General features: G+C 36.3%; 13 protein-coding genes. 1 reads left to right on the forward strand and 12 read right to left on the reverse strand.

Features of this window, described 5'->3' with window-relative positions; translation table 11 throughout:
* Window positions 1-7: 7 nt before the first annotated feature.
* The 10 genes from ACSVC9_RS09165 to ACSVC9_RS09210 all read right to left on the reverse strand — a co-directional run bounded on the left by ACSVC9_RS09165 (window position 8) and on the right by ACSVC9_RS09210 (window position 18,550).
* A complete protein-coding gene (locus ACSVC9_RS09165; protein WP_446897188.1) occupies window positions 8-4,549 on the reverse strand; it encodes a DUF5050 domain-containing protein in 4,542 nt (1,513 codons plus the stop codon).
* Window positions 4,550-4,644: 95 nt separating this feature from the next.
* Complete coding sequence (locus tag ACSVC9_RS09170; RefSeq protein WP_446897189.1) at window positions 4,645-6,915, reverse strand: cell wall-binding repeat-containing protein; 2,271 nt, start codon at window positions 6,913-6,915, stop codon at window positions 4,645-4,647.
* Window positions 6,916-6,937: 22 nt separating this feature from the next.
* Window positions 6,938-9,550, reverse strand: coding sequence for a cell wall-binding repeat-containing protein (locus ACSVC9_RS09175; protein WP_446897190.1), 2,613 nt, complete (start codon window positions 9,548-9,550; stop codon window positions 6,938-6,940).
* A gap of 121 nt (window positions 9,551-9,671) precedes the next feature.
* Window positions 9,672-10,700 carry a GtrA family protein gene (locus tag ACSVC9_RS09180; protein WP_446897191.1) on the reverse strand — a complete coding sequence of 343 codons (1,029 nt, stop codon included), beginning with the start codon at window positions 10,698-10,700 and terminating at the stop codon, window positions 9,672-9,674.
* A gap of 147 nt (window positions 10,701-10,847) precedes the next feature.
* A complete protein-coding gene (locus ACSVC9_RS09185) occupies window positions 10,848-13,589 on the reverse strand; it encodes an N-6 DNA methylase (RefSeq protein WP_446897192.1) in 2,742 nt (913 codons plus the stop codon).
* Complete coding sequence (locus ACSVC9_RS09190; protein WP_446897193.1) at window positions 13,544-14,422, reverse strand: DNA-methyltransferase; 879 nt, start codon at window positions 14,420-14,422, stop codon at window positions 13,544-13,546. Before ACSVC9_RS09190 ends, ACSVC9_RS09185 begins: the two co-directional genes overlap by 46 nt.
* Window positions 14,423-14,597: 175 nt before the next feature.
* The gene (locus ACSVC9_RS09195) at window positions 14,598-14,777 is read right to left on the reverse strand and encodes a YjfB family protein (protein ID WP_446897194.1); all 180 of its coding nucleotides are present in this window, start codon (window positions 14,775-14,777) and stop codon (window positions 14,598-14,600) included.
* Between the two features lie 71 nt (window positions 14,778-14,848).
* Window positions 14,849-15,988: a Ger(x)C family spore germination protein gene (locus ACSVC9_RS09200; RefSeq protein WP_446897195.1), complete on the reverse strand. Its 1,140-nt coding sequence runs from the start codon at window positions 15,986-15,988 to the stop codon at window positions 14,849-14,851.
* Entirely contained in the window at window positions 15,975-17,069 is a 1,095-nt protein-coding gene (locus tag ACSVC9_RS09205; RefSeq protein ID WP_446897196.1) for a GerAB/ArcD/ProY family transporter, read from the reverse strand. Before ACSVC9_RS09205 ends, ACSVC9_RS09200 begins: the two co-directional genes overlap by 14 nt.
* Window positions 17,069-18,550 carry a spore germination protein gene (locus ACSVC9_RS09210; protein ID WP_446897197.1) on the reverse strand — a complete coding sequence of 494 codons (1,482 nt, stop codon included), beginning with the start codon at window positions 18,548-18,550 and terminating at the stop codon, window positions 17,069-17,071. The genes ACSVC9_RS09205 and ACSVC9_RS09210 overlap by 1 nt, the downstream gene beginning before the upstream one ends.
* A gap of 373 nt (window positions 18,551-18,923) precedes the next feature.
* On the opposite strand from ACSVC9_RS09210, the gene ACSVC9_RS09215 reads away from it, so the two are divergent.
* The gene (locus tag ACSVC9_RS09215) at window positions 18,924-19,913 is read left to right on the forward strand and encodes a G1 family glutamic endopeptidase (RefSeq protein ID WP_446897198.1); all 990 of its coding nucleotides are present in this window, start codon (window positions 18,924-18,926) and stop codon (window positions 19,911-19,913) included.
* Window positions 19,914-19,938: 25 nt separating this feature from the next.
* Here the strand turns inward: ACSVC9_RS09215 and ACSVC9_RS09220 are convergent, their stop codons facing one another.
* Both ACSVC9_RS09220 and ACSVC9_RS09225 read right to left on the reverse strand, forming a co-directional pair.
* Window positions 19,939-20,076, reverse strand: a complete 138-nt coding sequence (locus tag ACSVC9_RS09220; protein WP_446897199.1) for a hypothetical protein — start codon at window positions 20,074-20,076, stop codon at window positions 19,939-19,941.
* A gap of 1 nt (window position 20,077) precedes the next feature.
* Window positions 20,078-20,392: an Rpn family recombination-promoting nuclease/putative transposase gene (locus ACSVC9_RS09225; RefSeq protein WP_446897200.1), complete on the reverse strand. Its 315-nt coding sequence runs from the start codon at window positions 20,390-20,392 to the stop codon at window positions 20,078-20,080.
* Window positions 20,393-20,463: the final 71 nt, after the last annotated feature.

Here is a 20,463-nt window from a genome sequence, read left to right on the forward strand (position 1 = left end):
TTAGATATTATGGTGTAGTAAGATTAACACTTACTGGTGATGATAGTTTGTTCAGATTGGCATTTGTTCCATCTGCCACGCTCAATACATATACATAATAATCTCCAGATGCAATCAGACCTCCATCACTATCTCTAGCTGAAGCATTTAATGTAACTTCCAAATTTGAACCCGTCTTTGGAACTTCAGTATATTTTGATGCCGACAATGAATTTGCCTGCTCCAGATCAAGTGTATGTCCACTCTTTACCACAATAACTCTGTAGGATTCAACCTTTGACTCATCTGCTGCTTTATCAAAAGTTACCTTTAAATCGCTTCCGTTACCGGTATCGGCAATATCTGAAGCCGCTATATTGGTCACAGCAGCTGGTGCACCATTAAAGTTTATGGTAATAGGATCTGTAGTAACATCCTGGGTGCTTCCTCCACTTACTGCATCCATTCCCGATGCCTTTATAGTAAATGTCAAATTACTTATGCTGTCTGGAATATCATTAGAAGCTGCATTACCGTTAATAGTTATTCCCAGATGAGTGTCATCCAGCTTAGTTACAGTACAACTTAATCCTGACGGTAGATTTGTTGCAGCTATATCCGAACTACTTATACTATCCTTTATCTTGCCATTCTGTATTTCTACAGTTACTCTTTTTGTAGATGAACCATCTGACCCAGTTCCAGAAATCGAACCATCATCAGCTGAGGTTTCTGTAAATGTCGTTGGAGAAATTGACTTTATACTTGGAACCAAAGCTACAGGTTTTTCTGTTTTGTTGCTTTCCTGCTTTCCCTGATCCGTTCTAGTTACATATATTTTGGTATCACCGGCCGGTATTCCGCCATTTATGGTTACATCTAAAGGATCACTGCTTGAATTATTTTGTGTCGCACTGCCTATAAGACTGCCTGAACTGCTGTATACCTTCACTGTAGCTCCATATGGAATATCGGCTATTCCTACAATATCACTGCCAGAAGTATTATTAGTTACTGTTATCTTATCTACAGGTATAACATTGGATACAGTGCTCGTATCACTTATGGTAAATGGAATTCTCGTCTCTCTTGTATGCCCATTGATGGTATTTGTAGTATTCAATATGAGCACATAAGCTCCATTAACCGTCAGCTCATTTCCTGATACATAATGAGTAGTATATCCATTGAGCATTATGGATGCTTCCGTTTCATATGGAGGCACATCTGTAAATGTTGGAATTACTGAAGATGTATAAACTCCTCCACTGTATACTCCACCTACAGAAGGCGTTTCAGCCTCATCAATAGGGTCAACCCTGAAGGTTTTTTTAGAAACACTAACCGCTCCATTTTCTCTGCTGGTTGTGGTAACAGCAAGCTCGTATTCTCCATCCTGAGTTATGGTATTGCCTGGTACAAAAGCTACTGGTGCAGGTGGATCTATTGTATCATAATGCACACTGCCTGGATCACCAAAAGCATCCTTCATTCTGGTAAGTGTAGCCGTACTGTAGGTTCCTGCCAAGTCTGTCCACTGCGGTGTTGCCTGGTAATAAGTATCCAACTGTTCAGGATTAGCTGTTAAATCTTTTTCTGTTCCAGGTTTTTCTACAAACCTTATATCTACACTTGAAGGTGCAGAGGAATTTATTGTAAAATTGACAGTGGTGGTATTTGTAGCAGTAGATGGATCCATACCAACTTGGGTTTTAGTCCCAGTTACACTTAATACGTAATCTCCATTTCCCGATGCCTCTAAATCACTCAGTAGTGTTGAAGGAGTCACTGAATTATCTACTACCGTTCCATCTTTCTTTTTTAGAACAGCAGTATATGTTATAGTATCGGTATCAGTATTCCAGCTTACATCAGGGAAAGTACTTTTATCGTTAGCATCAAGACCTGTTGAATATATCTTTCCATTCTCAATTCCAGTTATCACAGGCATCGGGAACAATCCGTATGTTACAAGATCACTCTCAAGTACTGGACCATCCGCTTTTACTTGAACCTGGACTTGCAGTGACAATGTCATTGATATAGGTGTGCTGCCTCCCTGGCAATCCTTCCAGTCTTCACCCTCTTTATATCTATACTGCATTCCAGCAGTGCTTCCAACGATTCTTCCGTAGTTCAGATCTATTGATACATAATCAGGCACTACCGCCTTGCTTATCTCTACAGGATCCGACGGCTTGCTGTCCACATTTCCTTCAAGTACAATTCTAAGCATCTGCTTTTTATTATCTTTGCCATCCGGCCCTGTTATCTTAGATTTAATATTACTTACCGTTATTGCACCATTTCCATTTGCAGTAGCTTCAGTAAAATCTGAAGGAAGTTCAGGTACCGTACCATCTGAATTTTCATCCTGTATATATACTTTATAGGTTTTTCCTGCCTTTAATCCAGTTATCTTCTCCTCCTGTGCATTTACATAAAATCCTGTAGGTGCTTCAGCAGGACAAGGAACTGCAACTTTACTTCCCTCTGCTTTATCCGCAGAAGTTACAGTTACATATATGGTAGTTCCATCCGGATCAAAGTCCATTCCTGTCAGAACAGCCTTGTAATTGTCATCTACTACTGCTGTTTTTACTGGTTTAGTATCAGACATGTTAGTATAGACGCTTATTATATCTCCCGGCTTAAGCTTTGTATTTGTTCCGTCTACAGTCACACTATCCTTTTTACCGGCTTCATTTACAACAGTTACATTATCTGCATTTATTGAACCTGAATCAATAGCTACAGTCATGGTAACTTTTGTACCATACCCTAATATGGTTCCTGTAAAATTATACACTCCTTTTTTTATTTTAGGATTATCCTTATCCCAATTCACAACCAGCTGGCGTATGGTTCCATCGCTCATTATAGCTGCAACTCTCTCTGGGAAATTAAACTTTGATATATCATCAGTTGAATATGACGGCAGCTGATATACATCAACTACTTTTTCCGTAAGTTTAGGCTTTTTAATCGCCGTACCCTTTGCAGTTCCATCTGAATCCTTGGAAATAACATATGCTTTTCCCTTATTCATATAGTAGAGCATGTCGCCTGCTACATTCAAATAACTTGCAGGAGCATCAGCTATTTTATAACCATTTCCCGTACTATCCAGCTTGTATATTTTGTTACCATCCGCATAGCTTGTATAGTATATATTATTATCATCCAGTGCACATATAACTGTGGCTTTATCATCTACAGCATTTAAACCTGAAGTACTACCTCCTTTTTGAGGCACATTTGTAATTATGCCAAGTGGAGTTGGATTATTGGTAGCTGAACCCATGGACCTGTATAGATTTCCGTCCTTACCCGTATAGAAAATCAAATAGTCATTGATTGCACTTATGGATTCAGTATCTATATCACTCAATTTTGTTTTGGAATAGTTGTTCAACAAATTGGAGCTGTACAATTTGTTTCCATCAGAAGTATTTATATAAAATAGGAAATTATCCCCTACACTCAGTTGTCTGGCCGAATCCGACAATACCTGCCTTCTGCCCTGGGAATCCTGTACATATATTCTCGCCCTGTCAGAGTTATTTATATAGTATATCTTATCGCCTACTACATTTATACAGGAAGCCATGTCATCACTTATCTTCTGTCTTTGGGTTCCGTCTGTTCTTATCTTGTATATTTTTCCATTATCACTATAATTGCTATAATATACCCAATCGCCTACTACATTTATATACTGAACTTCATCATTGCTTATAACCTCATCTTCTACTCCGGTTACGCTTTTCCTGTAAAGTTTATTTTTATCTCCTGTATTTTCATAGTAGATCCAGCTGTTATCCTCGTCTATGGCTGCAAAACCAGTATTGGACAGATTTACAGCAGTATTTCCATGAACTGTATCATCCAGTGGATTTTGTGCTGCTGTGGCAGTTAATATTACGGAAGAATTAACACTTCCCGATGTAGAAGTTCCTTCATTTAATCTCATATATCCATTTGCAAGTTCGGTTGTTCCGTCACTTGCAAAGATAGAGAGTAAAATTCCACTGCCTGATGAATTATTTCCTATATATGTCGCCATATCCGTAAGAGGTGTAATAGCACTGTCTCCTGCCTTAAAATAGGATGCATTGCTCACTCCCTCAACCTGAGGTACTTTAACTGTATACATGTTGAGTCCTGTAGTAATAGTATTATATGTTACATTTACTATGGCAAACATATTAGTATTTACACTACTTGGATCTCCATATTCACCATCGGCACCTGCAACAATTTTCTGTCTTGCTCCCGTAGCAGTATAATAGGTTAACGTACTTCCTACTTTCGATATAAGCTGACTATCATCAACGGGTGAACCGGTGAATATGTCCTGTGCCTTTGAATCCTTTATAAAATATATGTTTCCCAGATTGTTCATCAATTGGTCATTTATATTCGCCAAGTTAGTTGGATTGTTAAGGTACGCTGCATCATAGACATTACTACCTATCATTATGGAGTTGGAAGGCAGCTTAGCATATACAACTGATCCTAGTCCAAGAACAATAACTGCAGTCATGACTAACATCCTAGTCCTTTTCAATGATTATTCCCCCTTATTTAAATATCTAGTTATTATATTCGTATATTTATTAAAAATTTTTAGTAGAAAATAATTATTATTTTTTACTTAGTCATTTAACGCCTGACTTGCAAAATAACATCCACTGTATTAGTGCCAGCAGAATTTGTATAGTGATTTACCGATGCAGTTACATTATAACTCTGCGAATTTCCCACGCTTATATAAGGTGGATTCCAGAGAAGAACCGTAACCTCCTTTTGAATTTTATTTCCATCAGGTCCTATTATAATTGCTCTGAGTTCTTTTGTTGCTTCTGACATATCATAAATTCCAGTATTATCTATAGATATAACTACAGGTATAGGACTGTTATTTACATTACTTCTCGTTGTAATTCCAAGTATTTTAGGAATTATACCTATCGTAGCTTTAACCGTGGTGCCAGACCCTGTAATACCCTCAAGAGTCACTTTTGAAATTCTGCAGTCATCTACATTGTTCCTGTCCACATAAGTAGCATCTATATTAATTACTCTTGTCCAGCTCACTTTTACTTCTTTCCTGGTTACTGGATCTGTTACTGTAGCCGGATAAGAATCTCCCTGAACTATGGCGTCCAATTCCCCTAAATCAACTGCATTATCGTCAGGATTATCCGGATTGTCCGGGTTATCAGGATAGTTGGGATCATTAGGATCCTGTCCACCTTCACCGGTAACTATGAGCATAAGTCCTACCTTCTTGCTGTACCCGCTTACAGTTCCCTCATAGGTATAGACACCCTTGGCATAATCATTTTCAGGTCCCCAGGTTACAGATACATTTTCTGTTGAACCATCTGTCATTATGGCAGGTATCTTGGTTGGCAGGCTATAATCGGACTTGTTGCTTACAGTTTTCTTTATATTGTTTATGGTCTTTATAGTTTTGGTCGTCGATCCGTTGTCGGTTACTGTCAACGTAAGTTTGACCTTTTTACTGTATTTATCAACTGTACCGTAAAAGATATAGACACCTGGCTTGTTACCTGACTGTGTTCCATAGTCCCAGGTTACAGGCACCTGGCTTGTAGTGCCGTCGGTCATCTGTGCTGAAACCGTGGTAGGCAGGTCAAATTTTTCCCTGCTGACCGCAGTTTCAGTCAAATCGCTGATCTTATACGGAAGCGGTTTTACCGTAAGTGTGGTATATACTTTTTCGTCAGTTCCCTTCACCGTCCCGGTAAATGTATAGATACCAGGTTTTGTAGTATTTATTTTGGTGAGGTTCCATTCAACGGGCATTTCCTTTTTAGTGCCATCCGTAGCTGTTATAACTATAGTCTCCCTTGGAGTGTACTTTTCATTCTGCCATATCGTATCGGTTATATTGTCAGTATTGCCCACTCCAAGAGAAAGGCTCTTTGCTATGCTTTCCGATTCATAGCTTACGGCCCCCGTACCACCAAGCACCTTCAAGTTATTCACTATATGGGTTTTAAGAAAATTTGACGTAGCTTCATCCATGGGGCTGTCTACAAAAAGTATTGGCGATGAAGTTTTTGGAGCAAGTGCGGAAGCTCCAAGAGAATCGGGAAAATCCCTGGCAGAAGCTATGTATAAAGTACCCGTATCTATTTCATTTTGAAAAGCCTGTATTACTCCTACATTTTTACTGTATGCATTTCCTGACCCTATTCTCTTTACATTTGACAATCCACTTATGACACTGTCACTTATAGTATTGCTGTCGCCCACTACATATATTTGATCCATTTTGGAACCATTTCCAAGATATTTCTTTACAGAAGCAGGCATATAATTCCCGCCCGTCAATATTATGGGCATCTCCTTTAAAGCTGCTATTGAGGCTATTGTCATGCCATCCTTAAAATCATTTCCATTGACCAGGGCCACCTCGCCGGATTTTCCAACCTTCGCCGCAACCTTAAGGGCGGTTTCGTATCTGTCATCCCCTCCGATTCTCGTAACTTTTATATTTCTAGCTGTCAGCGAATCCTCTATACTCTGGGATACGACACCTTTTCCTCCAACTATGAATACATTTTTTACATTTAACCTTGTAAGTTCCGAAGATATATACGGACTCATAGCACTACGGCCGGTCAAAAGTATAGGTGCATCATATTTTTTAGCAAGCGGAGCTGCAGAAAGGGCGTCTGGGTAGTTTTCCCCATTTACCAGAACTGCATATTTTGTATCGGTATTCCAGCCTGCATCACACACCTTTGCAGCTGTTTCATATCTATCAATACCACCATATCTTTCAACTGATGGTGCCGCATATGCTTTCGTAGTACTCAAAATACCTGCAATTGCCGCAGTCGCAACCAATAAAGCCAATTTTTTACTTCTGAGCACTCCCTGCATTTTTAGATTATTCATTAATATATAGGCACTCCTTTCTTTAATTCTCTTCAAGTACCGAATTAACCGCATTAAAGAAATTTCTGTAGTTATCGTACATATCTATTTTTCCCTCAGCAGAATCCCTGTCCTTTTTCTTATCTTCAAGCATGTCTTGAAGGCTGTCAATAGTATCGCTTCCACTGGAACCCGGGCCCTGCAGCCCTATTGTCTGGATCTCTGCTTCTATATTGTGTATATCATCGGCATACCTGGCTGCCAGTGTTCTATAATAATCATATCTGTAATCGGAATATACATAGTTGATTTTATTTATTATCTTTTCCATGTCATTTGCCTTGTAGGAAGTTGAAAGCTGATTTTCAAGACTTTTGACTTTTGTATTCATGCTGTCCTTTTTATCTATATCCGCCATCTCATTTCGAACACTTGAAAGGCTTTCATTTGCATCTTTTAGTTCCAGGTCGGACAGTCCGCCGGAAGCTATCCTTTGATTCAGCCAGGACATCTCCTTCTTCAAATTTTGAAGTGTCCCATTATAGACACCGGAAGCATAGGATCGATACAGCACCCTGAACCTGAGTTTATTGTAATCGCCATAGCTGTATGAACTCTGAAGATTACTTATCTGACTTTTTATTTCAGCATCTATTGCAGCATCATCGGAATATACAACATCATCACTTATGGAACTTACATCAAAGTCCCTGTAATAGAGCGATTTTTCATAGGACAGTATTGGAGTATAGTCCAGTATCGGATTGTCTTCCAGATAAAGTGTCTTTAAATTTGTAAGACCGCTTATATAAGTCAGTTTGTCAATATCGTTATTGCTCAGGTTCAAATACTTAAGCCCTGTCAGATTCTGCAGCGGCTTCAGGTCATTTCCGTCTATGCTGTCATTACTGCTTAAATCCAGGTAAGTAAGATCTGTCAGCTTTTTCAGGGTATCCAGATTGCTTACATTTGTATCACTCAAATTGAGAGTATTCAAGTTTGTAAGTTTTTCAAGGTTGGTGAGACTTCCTACATTTGTTCCCTTCAAATTCAAAGACGTAAGCCCTGTGAGATATTTTAAATTGCTTAAATCAGAGCTATTTATCGAGTTCTTATATTTGTAGCTTCCATTTGTATTGGAATTGCTCAAATCAAGAGAAGTCAGTCCTATCATATATTTAAATACACTGTCACTTGTTTTGTCATAGTCAGTATCATCCTCATCTTTTGTGCTCTCCCTTGAATAGCCAAGAACACTTATATCATTATCACTTAAATTTAATTGCTTTAAGCTTGTAAGATTGGATAAATATGAAACATCCGATATCCTATTGTGACTTAAATCAAGATCCTGAAGATTGTACAATTTCAAGAGCGGTTTTACACTTGTTATCTGGTTATAGCTCAAATCCAGACTCTTCAAGTTGACACAATTTTGAAGTCCGCTGATATCCTTTATACCCTGGTTGCTTAAATCCAGGGATGTTATATTTTCCAAGTCCGAATAATTAAGGGTTCCTGTAGGCATCCCAACCTTTTCCCTTATAAGCTTTTCCAGGTTGCTGTCCTTGAAAACAGTAGTTGATGAATCTCCAGTACTGGAATTTTTGTCGCCGAATACATCACCAAATATATCGCCTACCCTGGAATTCGGAACTACTCCTTCTCCACCTAAAACTGTAAGATATTCAGGTATATCACTGTCATAATCATAATTCGGTATCTTGGTCAGTATAAAATTCTTTATAAGTTCCGAATTGGATTTTCCCGAAAGTATGACAGGTGAACTGCTTTTAGCCGCTTCAGCTGCACCCGACAGTGCATCGGCATATCCTTCTCCTGAGGCAATATACAGATTATTCAAGCTGAACAGGTCACTGCTGCTGTTATAATCTCCACTGCTGCCTGACTTTATCAGGAACCTTGCTATTACATTTATATTTCTCTCATACTTGTCCTTTCCAGTTATTCTCTCCACATTTCCAAACTCCATGGCCACATTGTCGCTTATTACACTATTATCACCTACAATAAAAACCTTATTTACCGTAGTATCCAGCTTTTCTATATAATCCTTTGTCCTATCCGGTATGATATTTTTAGGTACCAGAATCACGGGAATTCCCATCAATGCAGCAGCCGGCCCTATGGATAGTGCATCCGCATAATCAAGTCCGGTAGCAACTGCAAGAGTATTCACCTTGCCGAACTTTTCAGCAATTTTCACAGAGGTATCATATCTATCAGCCCCGCCTATTCTCTCCGTCTGTATGCCAAGTGAATTCAGCCTGTTTAATACGCTATCGTTAACAGCACCTGTTCCACCTATTACAAATACTTTTCCCACATTAAGACCTTTAAGTTCTTCAACTATGGAACTGTCTATATAATTTCTATGAGTCAAGAGTATTGGTGCATCATACTTTTTCGCCAGAGGAACTGAACTCAATGCATCCGGATAATTCTCCCCGGAAGCAAGAACAGCATAGTACGAGGAAGACCAGCCATCCTGTGCAATCCTCAAGGATGTAGTATATCTTTCAGCTCCTGCCAGTCTCTTTATAGTTGGAATAGAAGCACTAACCTTATGTAATGAAGCAAGGCTGAATATAGCAGCCAATGTTAAACCAATTATAAATTTCCTTTTTATAATCACAGTCTTTCCTCCAAACTCCCCGTAACTTTTGATTTAAAATAATTTTCCCTTAATAAGTTATCGAAACCTTATTTGTCCTACTTTAGTATTTATCAGCAAAAAAACAGCTTTTCAAAGCTGTTTAATCATTTTTCCATGTCCACAATCTATTGAGGTTGTAATTCCAGAATACAGCCCCACAGATACCTGTTAGATTGGCGATATTATAGTTAACTTTAAATTTGTAATGGAGAAAGCTCAGTATGACTATATTAATGGTTATGCCGAAGGAGGATACAACCAGAAATCTCATGGCCTCCTGAAATAACCTGTTACTTTTCTTGTCCCTCCAGGTAATATTTCTATTCAGGACAAAATTTAAAGCCATGGCAATAATCGCTGAGAATGTTCCTGAAAGACCTACTGCAATGCCGCAAAGCACAAAGATATTATAGAATGTCATATTTACAAGTATACCAAGGAATCCTACAACGGCAAACAGGAATATTCTCCTGTCTTCAACGCTGTATCTCACCAGATTAAATATATGTTTCAAATAGTCCATCCAACAGGAAAAAGACATATTTGAATTATCATAGTCCTTTATTCCAAATTTATATGGTATTTCTTTTACTTTCGTGTACTTTCCAAGAACCAGAATTTCCACAAGTATCCTCCATCCTATGGCACTCAATGCAATGCCATTCAATATTTCCCTTCTAAATGCAAAAAATCCTCCGGTAGGATCACTTATATTCCTCAATTCTTTTAAAAAGAACTTTCCAACAAAAGCAGCAGTATGAGAAGTTCCAGATAAATGTCTACTGGGAATCACTATATCATAACCATTTTTTATATCGTCAACCATTTCAGGTAACAATTCCGATGAGTGCTGTAAATCAGAATCCATAACTACAATGATACTTCCCCTGCTTATACTTATTCCAGAAGCTACAGCTGTCGCAAGGTCTTCCTGTTCACCACTGTGAAGCCACCTTATATTTTTATAGGTATATTTTAACCTGTCCATATATTTAGTCGTATCATCCATATTGTCATCTACAAATATGAATTCATAATCATTAACATTGTCAACTGTAGTTCTTATTCCTTCTGCAATCTTTACAACATTCATTTTTCTCTTGAATGTAGGTATTATTATACTTACCATAAAAATCCCTCTTAAAAATTAGTTGGTCTGTTGCATCATCAACCTATTTTATTTTATCAAATTTTTGGCAAGAAAACTACATTTAACTAATATTAAAAGGGAACAGTCAATTAACTGCTCCCAAAATTACCGTATTATTCCATGCTTTCACATCTTTCTCAGCTCAATTGCCTGTTTTAGAGTATTCATCACCTTAGGCAGAATTCCTTCGCACTTAAAAGCTTTGAAAACAAGTTTATTGAAATGAATCCATTCGCTATTGCTTAAACATTCTGTTACAGTTGGAACATCTGATAAGGATAATTTTTCCCAAATATTCATTATACTGGTTTTGTCTTCACAGGACAATAAATTATAATCAAGAATACTGCCATCCAATAGACCGTCCTTGGTAGTATCCAATACTCCGAGTCCTCTCCCAAATCCTGTAGCCTCGATGAAAAACTGCCCAATATATGTATTCAGCAAAGCATGTAATAATTTCTTCTTACAAGTTACCCCATCTTTAAGTGAAAAGACGCATAATCTTTGATCTATATATAAGTCATCTGGTATTCTTGACCAAAATAAACGCTGGTCGGGATTGATGGAGGTGACAAAATCCCCTGTAGTAGCCTTCGGGAGCTGATACCATCTATCATACATATTCTGTGTTTTTGATTTTGGCATTTTTTCATATTTTTCTATATATCCCAATGCTCCACTTTTCCCAAAAGAATCTAATTCTTCTTTTGAAAAACCTTTTGCATCGAAAGCATTGCTGTCATGAGTTGCAAAAAATCCTGTTATTGAATCGGAAGAGCTTAAAATAGAAATGATAAATTCCTGTTCAATCCCTTCAGAAGAATCAATATTGTAAAAGAAAGAATTATTTCCAGATTTGGTCCCACGTTTGCTGTTGAATACCGACTTCATAGGTATTAAAATATTTTTTATGCCCTGAAACCAGCTTACGTCACTAAATAAAATATTTAATGACAAACCGCTTGAAATACATCCCTTTATTTCGGTTTCCGAATATGAGTATTCACATCCAAATTCATCCGGTATGTCAATATTAAGTAAAATCGAATCAGAAATTGAATTGATGGAATCTCCTATTTCACACAGGTTCTTGCTTATCTTTATAAATTTAGTAGTGCCTGTTAATCTATCCCTGGTATTCTTTTTACATAAAATCAGCAGGGTTGTTATTACATCTGAATTATCAAACCATTTTTTTCCGGAAGATATAATTACCGATTGGACATTATAAAAATTACTCAAAATATTGTAAAAGTTTTTCTTTTTCTTGGTTTTCATCCATGAATTGGAAACAATAACTCCGACTCGTCCATATTCATCCAGCAACTGATATAAATAAATCAATATAAATTGATATAAATCAGATTTCAAATTCATAGTTTCATATCCCATTTTGCTAATCCAGGAATTAATCTTCACCCTGTATTCTGCATCTTCAGGTGATATTTTTTCACTCCGTATAAAGGGTAAATTTGCGACAATCGATCCAAATTTAGGAATAATATAGTCTTTCCTCAATCCATCATTTGGATCAACTATACTAACTTTATCACCAACTCTTACAGAAAAAATGTTCTTTCTAAAGACTTTATTTATCAAATGTATACTTTCTTTAGATGACATAGATAAATTTGCTATTTGTAATGGAAAATCGTATTTATCCGAAGCCCAGATTAATTCATGCGCCCTATCCATGCCCCTATGGGAGGAAACCAAATCCATGGCCTTTGCTGCAATAGTTCCTGAACCAGTAGTAGGATCATATACATCTTTATCCATATCGGAAATAGTGCATTTTACCAACAATTCTGCCAACTCTTTCGGAGTGGTGTATAAGCCCATTAATTCCCTCTTACTTACCTGAATGGAATTTTCCAGTATCTTTTGAAATTCTTCTGTGTTGATTGTAGAAAAATCTTTTTGAAACAGATAATAGGCATACTGGGTAATCACAGAGAAGATGCCTTCCGGAATTTCCGATTCAATTCCATCGGCATGAAAAATGGTGTAAAAATCAGTGATTTCAGTAGCAGCATTAAATTTTTGTGAGATCTGAGTAACGGTTTCTCCAGAAAACATTGAATGTAAAATTTCATTGATTGAATTATAATTGGTCCTGATCAAACAGCTAAATGTAATACGGTTCAGCCATTTTATCAGTATGTTCTTTGAAAATTGAAAAACTTTCTCTTCTGCTTTTACTGAAGAAGCATTTAATGAAAATTCGACTTTTTCATTATCATACCAGAGTTTGATCTTTGCCAGTATGCTTCTATTGTTCAATCCCAAATAATGGTTTCTCAATACAATAGAATATTTATCAGCTATATCCGTAATAAATGATTTTAAGGATAATGTCAATGGTATTTCAGTAATTCTGTTCTCTATGAATAATTTGTTCAAATAAAGGTTAACTTCCTTCAACAATTTTATCCATCGCTTTTCATTCAATCGCACTTGTTCCCTATCTCTAATATCGTCCAGGTCCATCCATGTTTTAATCAATTTCCATACATCGGATTTATGATAAACTGATACATGACGAAAATTCCATATTACAAAGACACTGGTTCCCAATCTTTCCGCTTTGTCCTTTGCATTGGAAATCAGTTCAGAATTAGTAATATCTGTATCAGGCATTTTAAGTTCCCATCCAAGTAGTACATTCATACGGTATTTATCTGAAAAAAACACAACATCAGGAAACAAACTTTTATTTCTGCGATCTTCATCGCCTGAAGATTTATCAAGAGTCAGTTCTCCACTTGCAGATTTAAAAACCAAGTCGGAATGCTCAAATTGCATTTGTGACTGCTTAATCAGTTCAATAGCTTCGCTTCTTTCGTTTGATCTGAGATTTGCCAAGATGTTCCCCCCACTTTCAATAAATTATCCTGGATCAATGTGGATTGCTCAATCATTCCAAGCTTCAAGTATTCTTCACAAATACGTTCGGAGGATTCTTTTACATAGTCAACATTTTTAGTTTTAAATTGCTCAGAAAATTCATTTTTCTCTATACCTATGAAATTTCTCCCCTCACGCAATGCAGCAACTAAAAATGATCCACTTCCTGATGTATTGTCCAGCACAACATCTCCTGGATTTGTATACGTCCTAATCAAAAATTGTCCGAGTGCAACAGGCTTTTGGGTTGGATGTATCACCTTTCCTTCAGATTCTGCCGTTTTAAAGTACAAAATGTCAGTGGGGTAACGATACCCGTCGCTTTTTACCTGCACAGGTGAAAAATCTCCATAACTTCCAGTCAATTGATTCTTTCTCGTCCCCTTGTCATATGCCGAACCCCGCGTCATTTGAGGATTGTAAACTGGCTGTTTTTGATAGAAAACCAGTATTTCTTCAAATTTTCTTAAAGGCTGCTTTTTTGCATTAAGAAAATTTGTAGCTTTAGATTTCTCCCATATATACTTATATTTAAATTCATCCGGATTGGACATCATCAGTTTGGCGGAAAACATTCCAGATGCAGTAAAAACCATTGCCCCATCATCTTTTACAATTCTATGATATTGTTCCCACAATTCCACCAGTGGAATGACGCTGTCCCATTTATTCTGGGTAGTTCCATAGGGTAAATCAACCAGAACCATATCAATGGAATTATCATCAAGTTTTTTCATAACCTCAATGCTATCACCCTGAATAACAGAATTAATATATTTCTTATTTTTCATAAGACAAACCTCCAGACAGCATTTTATTGTATTATTTATATCATATCAAATGCAACTATTTTTGAAAAGAATCACGTCCACATTTTTATCCTGTATAGATATGTTTTAAGCATGTAAAATAGAGAGATGATACCATCTCTCTACAATCAATCAAGCTCATTGTTGCAATTTTGTTTTATACCAATCTATCTACGTTATTGCCAAGATTGGGGTCTATTGAAATATCCGACATCATTTTGGTCATCTGTGCTGCAGTTTCCTTTCCACTGTCCATGGCCATTTTCATAACTGCCATTCCTGCATCCTGCTGAACCTTTGACTGACTCATCACAATTGATAGTGCTGCTACATCCATATCATCATCTCCCTGATAAATATTTGATTACCCACACATATTTATTATCGTTCTTATATACAATTCCTTTATTATTTTTGAAAAGCACCACGTCCGCAGCCTTCTACAGATACTTTTACATCTACATCTATGCTGGAATCAAGCACTTCTTTGTTCCAGTCCGTGCCGCTCCATCTTCCATATTTGGCTACGGCATAACGCCCGAGTCCCATGCAGTCTGTCTTATATTCCATTTTCATTTTATTTATAATCAAATAACAATTTTTACGTACTATTTCTCCAATTTCTTTTTCAAAAAGTTTTCTAGTTTTCTTATTTGTTGAAAGATCTTTAAAGTAGGTATTTGTAATTATATTTCCCTTTAATTTCAATTCTATTGTGAAATGGAGTTTTCCATCCACTTTATCTACATGGACTTTTTTTGATGAATCCGCATAAAAGTCTGTATAATTTTTCGAAGTCTTCTGCAAAGTCACAATACCAAAGCTTCTATCGTTCCTCATAAGATTAAGCCATTTGCTGTCGTTAAAATTTGATTTTGCAACCATATTTGCATCTTTAAACAGGGCCATACCTGATACTTTTATTTTATTATCACATATTTCAATATATGGTACGACAGGATTGACACCTTCGACATAAAGTGAAGTGTATAAATCCGTTATTTTTGTATCCTTTGGGAAAAAGGAATAATTAAACTCATTTTTCAGAAGTCCTTCTATAAAATCAGAGGAACTTGGATATCCCTTTACCTTATGGGAAAGCATATCTTCAGCCTTACCTTTACATATTACAAAATAACCGGTATCGTTCAATTGCGGGTTTTTGAATAATACATCCATTATTGGCTCGATTCCATAAACAGCAGTACTTTCACTTATTACATATACTTTTTCAAATCCCAATATACTCTTTTTATCCGATATGGATTGTCTATTTTCCCTGGTTTCACCTGGAGTTTTCCCGACACCTTTTCTTATTGTACTGCTTATTCTCGTATTTTCACCATTTTCACCCATTTCTCCAAATACATAGGTGGATAAAGGTATATTGTACAATACCAAATCCGGAGTCTTGTATTCAATATCCGAACCTATTCCAGCTACTATTTCCAGCTCCTCAACTGTATCTGAACTCTTAATACCCGCCATAAAAAATGAAAATATAAGAGCCATCATGGCTATTATAATTAAAAATTTATTTTTTTTCATTTAAATCATCCTTTTTTACAAGTGCCATACAGCATACTGTAGTCAAGTATACTATATTGAACAAAGCATATTTGGGGATTATAAATTTTAAAAAAGTTCTCCTGGATTCCTCATTTATATAGTTAAAAGACATTAGTACTATAAATGGATACATAATCATGGACAGTTTCTTTATTGAAAACTTTTTAAGTAAATTTTGTAATATAAATACAGATGCAAAATAATTATTGGAAATAGTTTTAAAAATTATTATGCTCCATAAAAACATGAATATAAATCTGAAATTATTTATTATTGGTATTTCAATGGATCTAGTAGATATAAGTATCGCCCAGAAGGATTTTTTTATCAAATCTATCCCGCAATAGTATATTGTCAAAAAAGTTATTGACGAATACAAAACTACCAGAAACAATACCCCTTTCAGAGCATGATTCTTAAAATTTTTTTTATCACTCAGCAGCGGATATAACAAGAATATTATCTCTACACCCCCATATGAGAAGCATGATTCAAAACTCGCCTTGAGCAGGGATCCAATATCTGGATCAAATATTGGAAGTACGTTTAAAATCTTACCCTTACCCAGTGCAACAAGAGAAATAAGACAAACGACTATAGTAACTACAAAGATCACTTCATTTATACTTGCCAGAGGTTTTAATCCACTGTAACTTGATATGGCTCCAAGGAAAATTACAAATATGAGTAATTTTACCGGCGACATAAAACTCATTATAAAGGTGGTCAAAAGAATAGTCAGTCCGGATGCAATAGAGGTAACATATATTATGAAATTAAACATAAAAACTAAATTAAGGAAATTTCCAGGAATGGTTCCAAAAAATTTTCTGCTTAATTGAAGTATGTTCATATCGTGAAACTTATTTTGCAGTATGCATGCAATAAATACTATATACAGAGGATAAATTCCTCCAATAATAACTGAAATCCAACTATTCTGTTTGGCAATTTGAGTTACTTCATTTGGAAGATTAATCAGGCCTATACCTATGGCAGTACCTGTTAAAATGCAAAGCAGCTGATATGAAGTTATTTTGTTTTCCAGACTGTTCTGCATTAATGTTTCCTCCTAAACTTTTTCATGAACTTTCCGTGTCTGGTACTGTTCTTATTCGGTATGGCTTCAGGTCTTCTGTCCATATTCCACAACTGCGCCCTTATAAAGGTATCCTCCAAATCATGTTTTTTTAAAGATAGGTAGGGAACTCCAAAGCTTTTCATTGAAAACAAGTGCAGTAAAATCAGATACCACCCGGCAGCAATACCTACGATTCCAAATATATCTGCAAGCATTATCATTGGGAATCTCACTATACGTATGGAAAGTGACATATCATAATTCGGAATAACAAATGTTCCGATTACAGCCGTTCCTACAACTACAAGAGTGGCAGGGCTCACAAGCCGTGCTTTTAGTGCTGCATCACCAATTATGAAGCCTCCAACAAGACTGAGAGTCTGACCTATCTTACCAGGAAGCCTAAGTCCTCCCTCCCTCAAAAACTCCACTATCATCTCCATGGACAATATTTCAATTAGAGGCGTCAGCAGGAGTCCTCTTCTTGTAGACACCAGAGGGAGAAGAAATTTTATTGGTATAAGCTCTGCATTGAATTTTATAAATGACAGGTAGGCCGCAGGGAGAGTTATAACTAGGACAACTGCAATCAATCTTAAAATCCTAATTGTAGAAGACAATATGCTTCTTTCATAGTAGTCCTCTATCGCTTGAAAAAATTCTATAAACAGTGCAGGAACCACAAGGGCATAGGGAGTACCCTGACACAATATTGCAGCCCTCCCCTCCATCAAATCATTTATGACTATGTCCGGCCTCTCAGTTGCAAAACATTGTGGAAACAAGCTATAGGGATGGCCTTCTATATATTGTTCTATAATACCAGCTCCCGTTATTGAATCCACATTTATAACAGATAATTTATCATGTATGTTTTTCATTATCTTTTTATCTGCAATACTGTCTATATATATAAGCTTTATATCTGTCTGAGTATATTTCCCAAGAGTAAAGTTTTCAATAGTGAGGTCCGGATGTTTTATCATTCTTCTAATCATACTTACATTTGTCTCCAGATTTTCAACAAATCCTTCTCTTGAACCCCTGACTGCATACTCATTTAAAGGTTCCGATATCTGCCTGTAGTCCCCATCTCTTGTATCTATTATTATAAAATCATCTGTACGTTCTATAATTAATACAGTATCTCCACGTTTCAACGCAAATATTGCCTGATGGATATCTTTTTCTATAGATGTACTACTTGAGGTTATATACTTTTTGCATATTATGCTGCATATATCCATCGAGAACCTCAGGTTGTCATTTGTATACAGCATAAGAGGCTTAAGTATATTCATGTCTATGGATTTCCTGTCCGCAAGGGAGTTCACATAAAGAAGTACCGCCTGTATCGGAAACTTATTCCCTATTTCAAAGAATCTTGTTATAACTGTATCTGTATTTCCAAGACCATCAATAATCTTTTTTATATTGCTGTTTATATTGAAATCATCCATTAATATCACCCATAATAGTTTGGATTTACTCCAGAGAAATTATACAATGCCGAATAAAATGGTTTCTTCCAAAATAAAAAAAACAGAGTACTTAAAATTGTTACTTTTCAATACTCCGGCTTTTTTGATTCATAAGTTTTTTATCTATATCACATCATTCATACATATATGTCCTCTTTTTCTTATATTTTTTAATATTATTTTCCTCATATATGCTATCCTCTGGCTATCACTTGAACCTTAAATACAATAGATGCCTTTTTCAATTTATACAGCAATAAAAAGTTTACAATATAGTAATATTTTCACCACGGTTTTGTAATAAAACAGCAGGAAAATGTATATAAAGATGGAGAGAGGAGGAAATCAAACAATGAAGAATATTTTTAAAAAGTTTCAAATTTTATTACTGGCATTATTTATAATATCAGGATGTGGAGCCAGTTCTGTAATCGCCAAAGAGCAATTCAGCAGTACCACCGGAAGCAGCTACATTCTGTCAAGTTATTACCCAAGGCGGGACACAATTCAATCAATTTACAGCTATCAACCTCAAAATACTACAAATACCATAAACCTTCCAGCCAACACTGAAAAATCCAGCAACTGGGCAGGTTACATAGCTACACCTACTTCCAAGGACAATGCTTATACAAGCATTTCCGGGAATTGGACGGTACCTAGCATTTCATCCAATTATCAAAACGCTTCAGCTGCACAATGGATAGGCCTCGGTGGAGTAGACTCTGAAGATCTTCTTCAAATGGGAACTATAGAAGAAATTAAAAATGGACAACCTGTTGCAGAAGTTTTCTGGGAAAAATTACCTGATGTTGCCCAAAATATAATAAGCATTCCAATTGGATCCAGCATCAGCGTAACTATATCCAAGGCCACGGATTCCAAATGGAATCTAACCTTTACTGCAACTACACCTGAAGTAAAAACAATAACCAAAACCATATCCACTACTCTTGATTCTTCCTATGAACAGGGAATCGGAACATCGGCAGAATGGATCAGTGAGGATCCATCAGATCAGTACAGCCAGCTCCTGCCTCTGGCAAATACGGATAAGGTAAAATACCAATCCATGAAGGTCAATGGCAATTCACCAAATAATTCAAGCAGCAATGTCAGTCCTGTTGCCATGGTATCAAAGAGCGGAAATATTGCAATATATCCTTCTGAAATCGGAGCAGATGGTGAATCATTTACAGCAACCACCAATTCAAGTGATACCAGCAATATCAACAGCACCCCAAGTTTCAGACACAGACCCGATAGTTTACCGAGACATATTTCAAGATATCCCGCCGGAGGCTATCCTCATTACAGGCAACCTGCAGCAGTTGGCTATTAGTTATAAAAAAGGTTAGATGTTTAGTCTAACCTTCTTTTCTTCCTTCCTCAAGCCCTGTCTTTTTACCTTCTCTTATGATATTATCTATAGTTTTTCCCAGATTAGATACCATGGAATCCACCTCCCCTTGACCTGATTTTTCTAATATTTGTTCTATTTTCATTTTAAATTCTCCGTCTAATCTTGGCCTGATTCCTGTTTATTTCTTTGTCAAACAGAAATACTGTAGAAACCATATTTGCCATATCAAGATGTCTTTCATCATATCTGTAAATATCAAATAGTATATACCTAAAGTCTATTACATTTTCTTTAAAAAGTTTGCTGCCACTCAATACATCTTTAAAATTTCTATAAGCAGTCCATGTGTTCTTCCCATTATAAAGAACCATTGGAATAATTGAAGGAAGCTTGAAATCTTTTTTCCTCCTGTCATTCCTAGAAGTATTTTTCAGTATTATTAGTATTTTCCAGAACATGAGTTCTTATACATAGGAAAAGTGCGTTTGTTATCTTTATTTTATCAAAATGTTTCAGGATAATCCATTTT

The sequence above is a fragment of the Clostridium sp. LBM24168 genome (assembly GCF_052953915.1).

What these genes read in the sequence shown, in the direction of transcription:
- ACSVC9_RS09170 (WP_446897189.1), bottom strand. Translation starts at nt 6,915, where the DNA reads ATGAATAATCTAAAAATGCAGGGAGTGCTCAGAAGTAAAAAATTGGCT.
- ACSVC9_RS09180 (WP_446897191.1), bottom strand. Translation starts at nt 10,700, where the DNA reads ATGGTAAGTATAATAATACCTACATTCAAGAGAAAAATGAATGTTGTA.
- ACSVC9_RS09190 (WP_446897193.1), bottom strand. Translation starts at nt 14,422, where the DNA reads ATGAAAAATAAGAAATATATTAATTCTGTTATTCAGGGTGATAGCATT.
- ACSVC9_RS09195 (WP_446897194.1), bottom strand. Translation starts at nt 14,777, where the DNA reads ATGGATGTAGCAGCACTATCAATTGTGATGAGTCAGTCAAAGGTTCAG.
- ACSVC9_RS09200 (WP_446897195.1), bottom strand. Translation starts at nt 15,988, where the DNA reads ATGAAAAAAAATAAATTTTTAATTATAATAGCCATGATGGCTCTTATA.
- ACSVC9_RS09205 (WP_446897196.1), bottom strand. Translation starts at nt 17,069, where the DNA reads ATGCAGAACAGTCTGGAAAACAAAATAACTTCATATCAGCTGCTTTGC.
- ACSVC9_RS09210 (WP_446897197.1), bottom strand. Translation starts at nt 18,550, where the DNA reads ATGGATGATTTCAATATAAACAGCAATATAAAAAAGATTATTGATGGT.
- ACSVC9_RS09215 (WP_446897198.1), top strand. Translation starts at nt 18,924, where the DNA reads ATGAAGAATATTTTTAAAAAGTTTCAAATTTTATTACTGGCATTATTT.
- ACSVC9_RS09220 (WP_446897199.1), bottom strand. Translation starts at nt 20,076, where the DNA reads ATGAAAATAGAACAAATATTAGAAAAATCAGGTCAAGGGGAGGTGGAT.
- ACSVC9_RS09225 (WP_446897200.1), bottom strand. Translation starts at nt 20,392, where the DNA reads ATGTTCTGGAAAATACTAATAATACTGAAAAATACTTCTAGGAATGAC.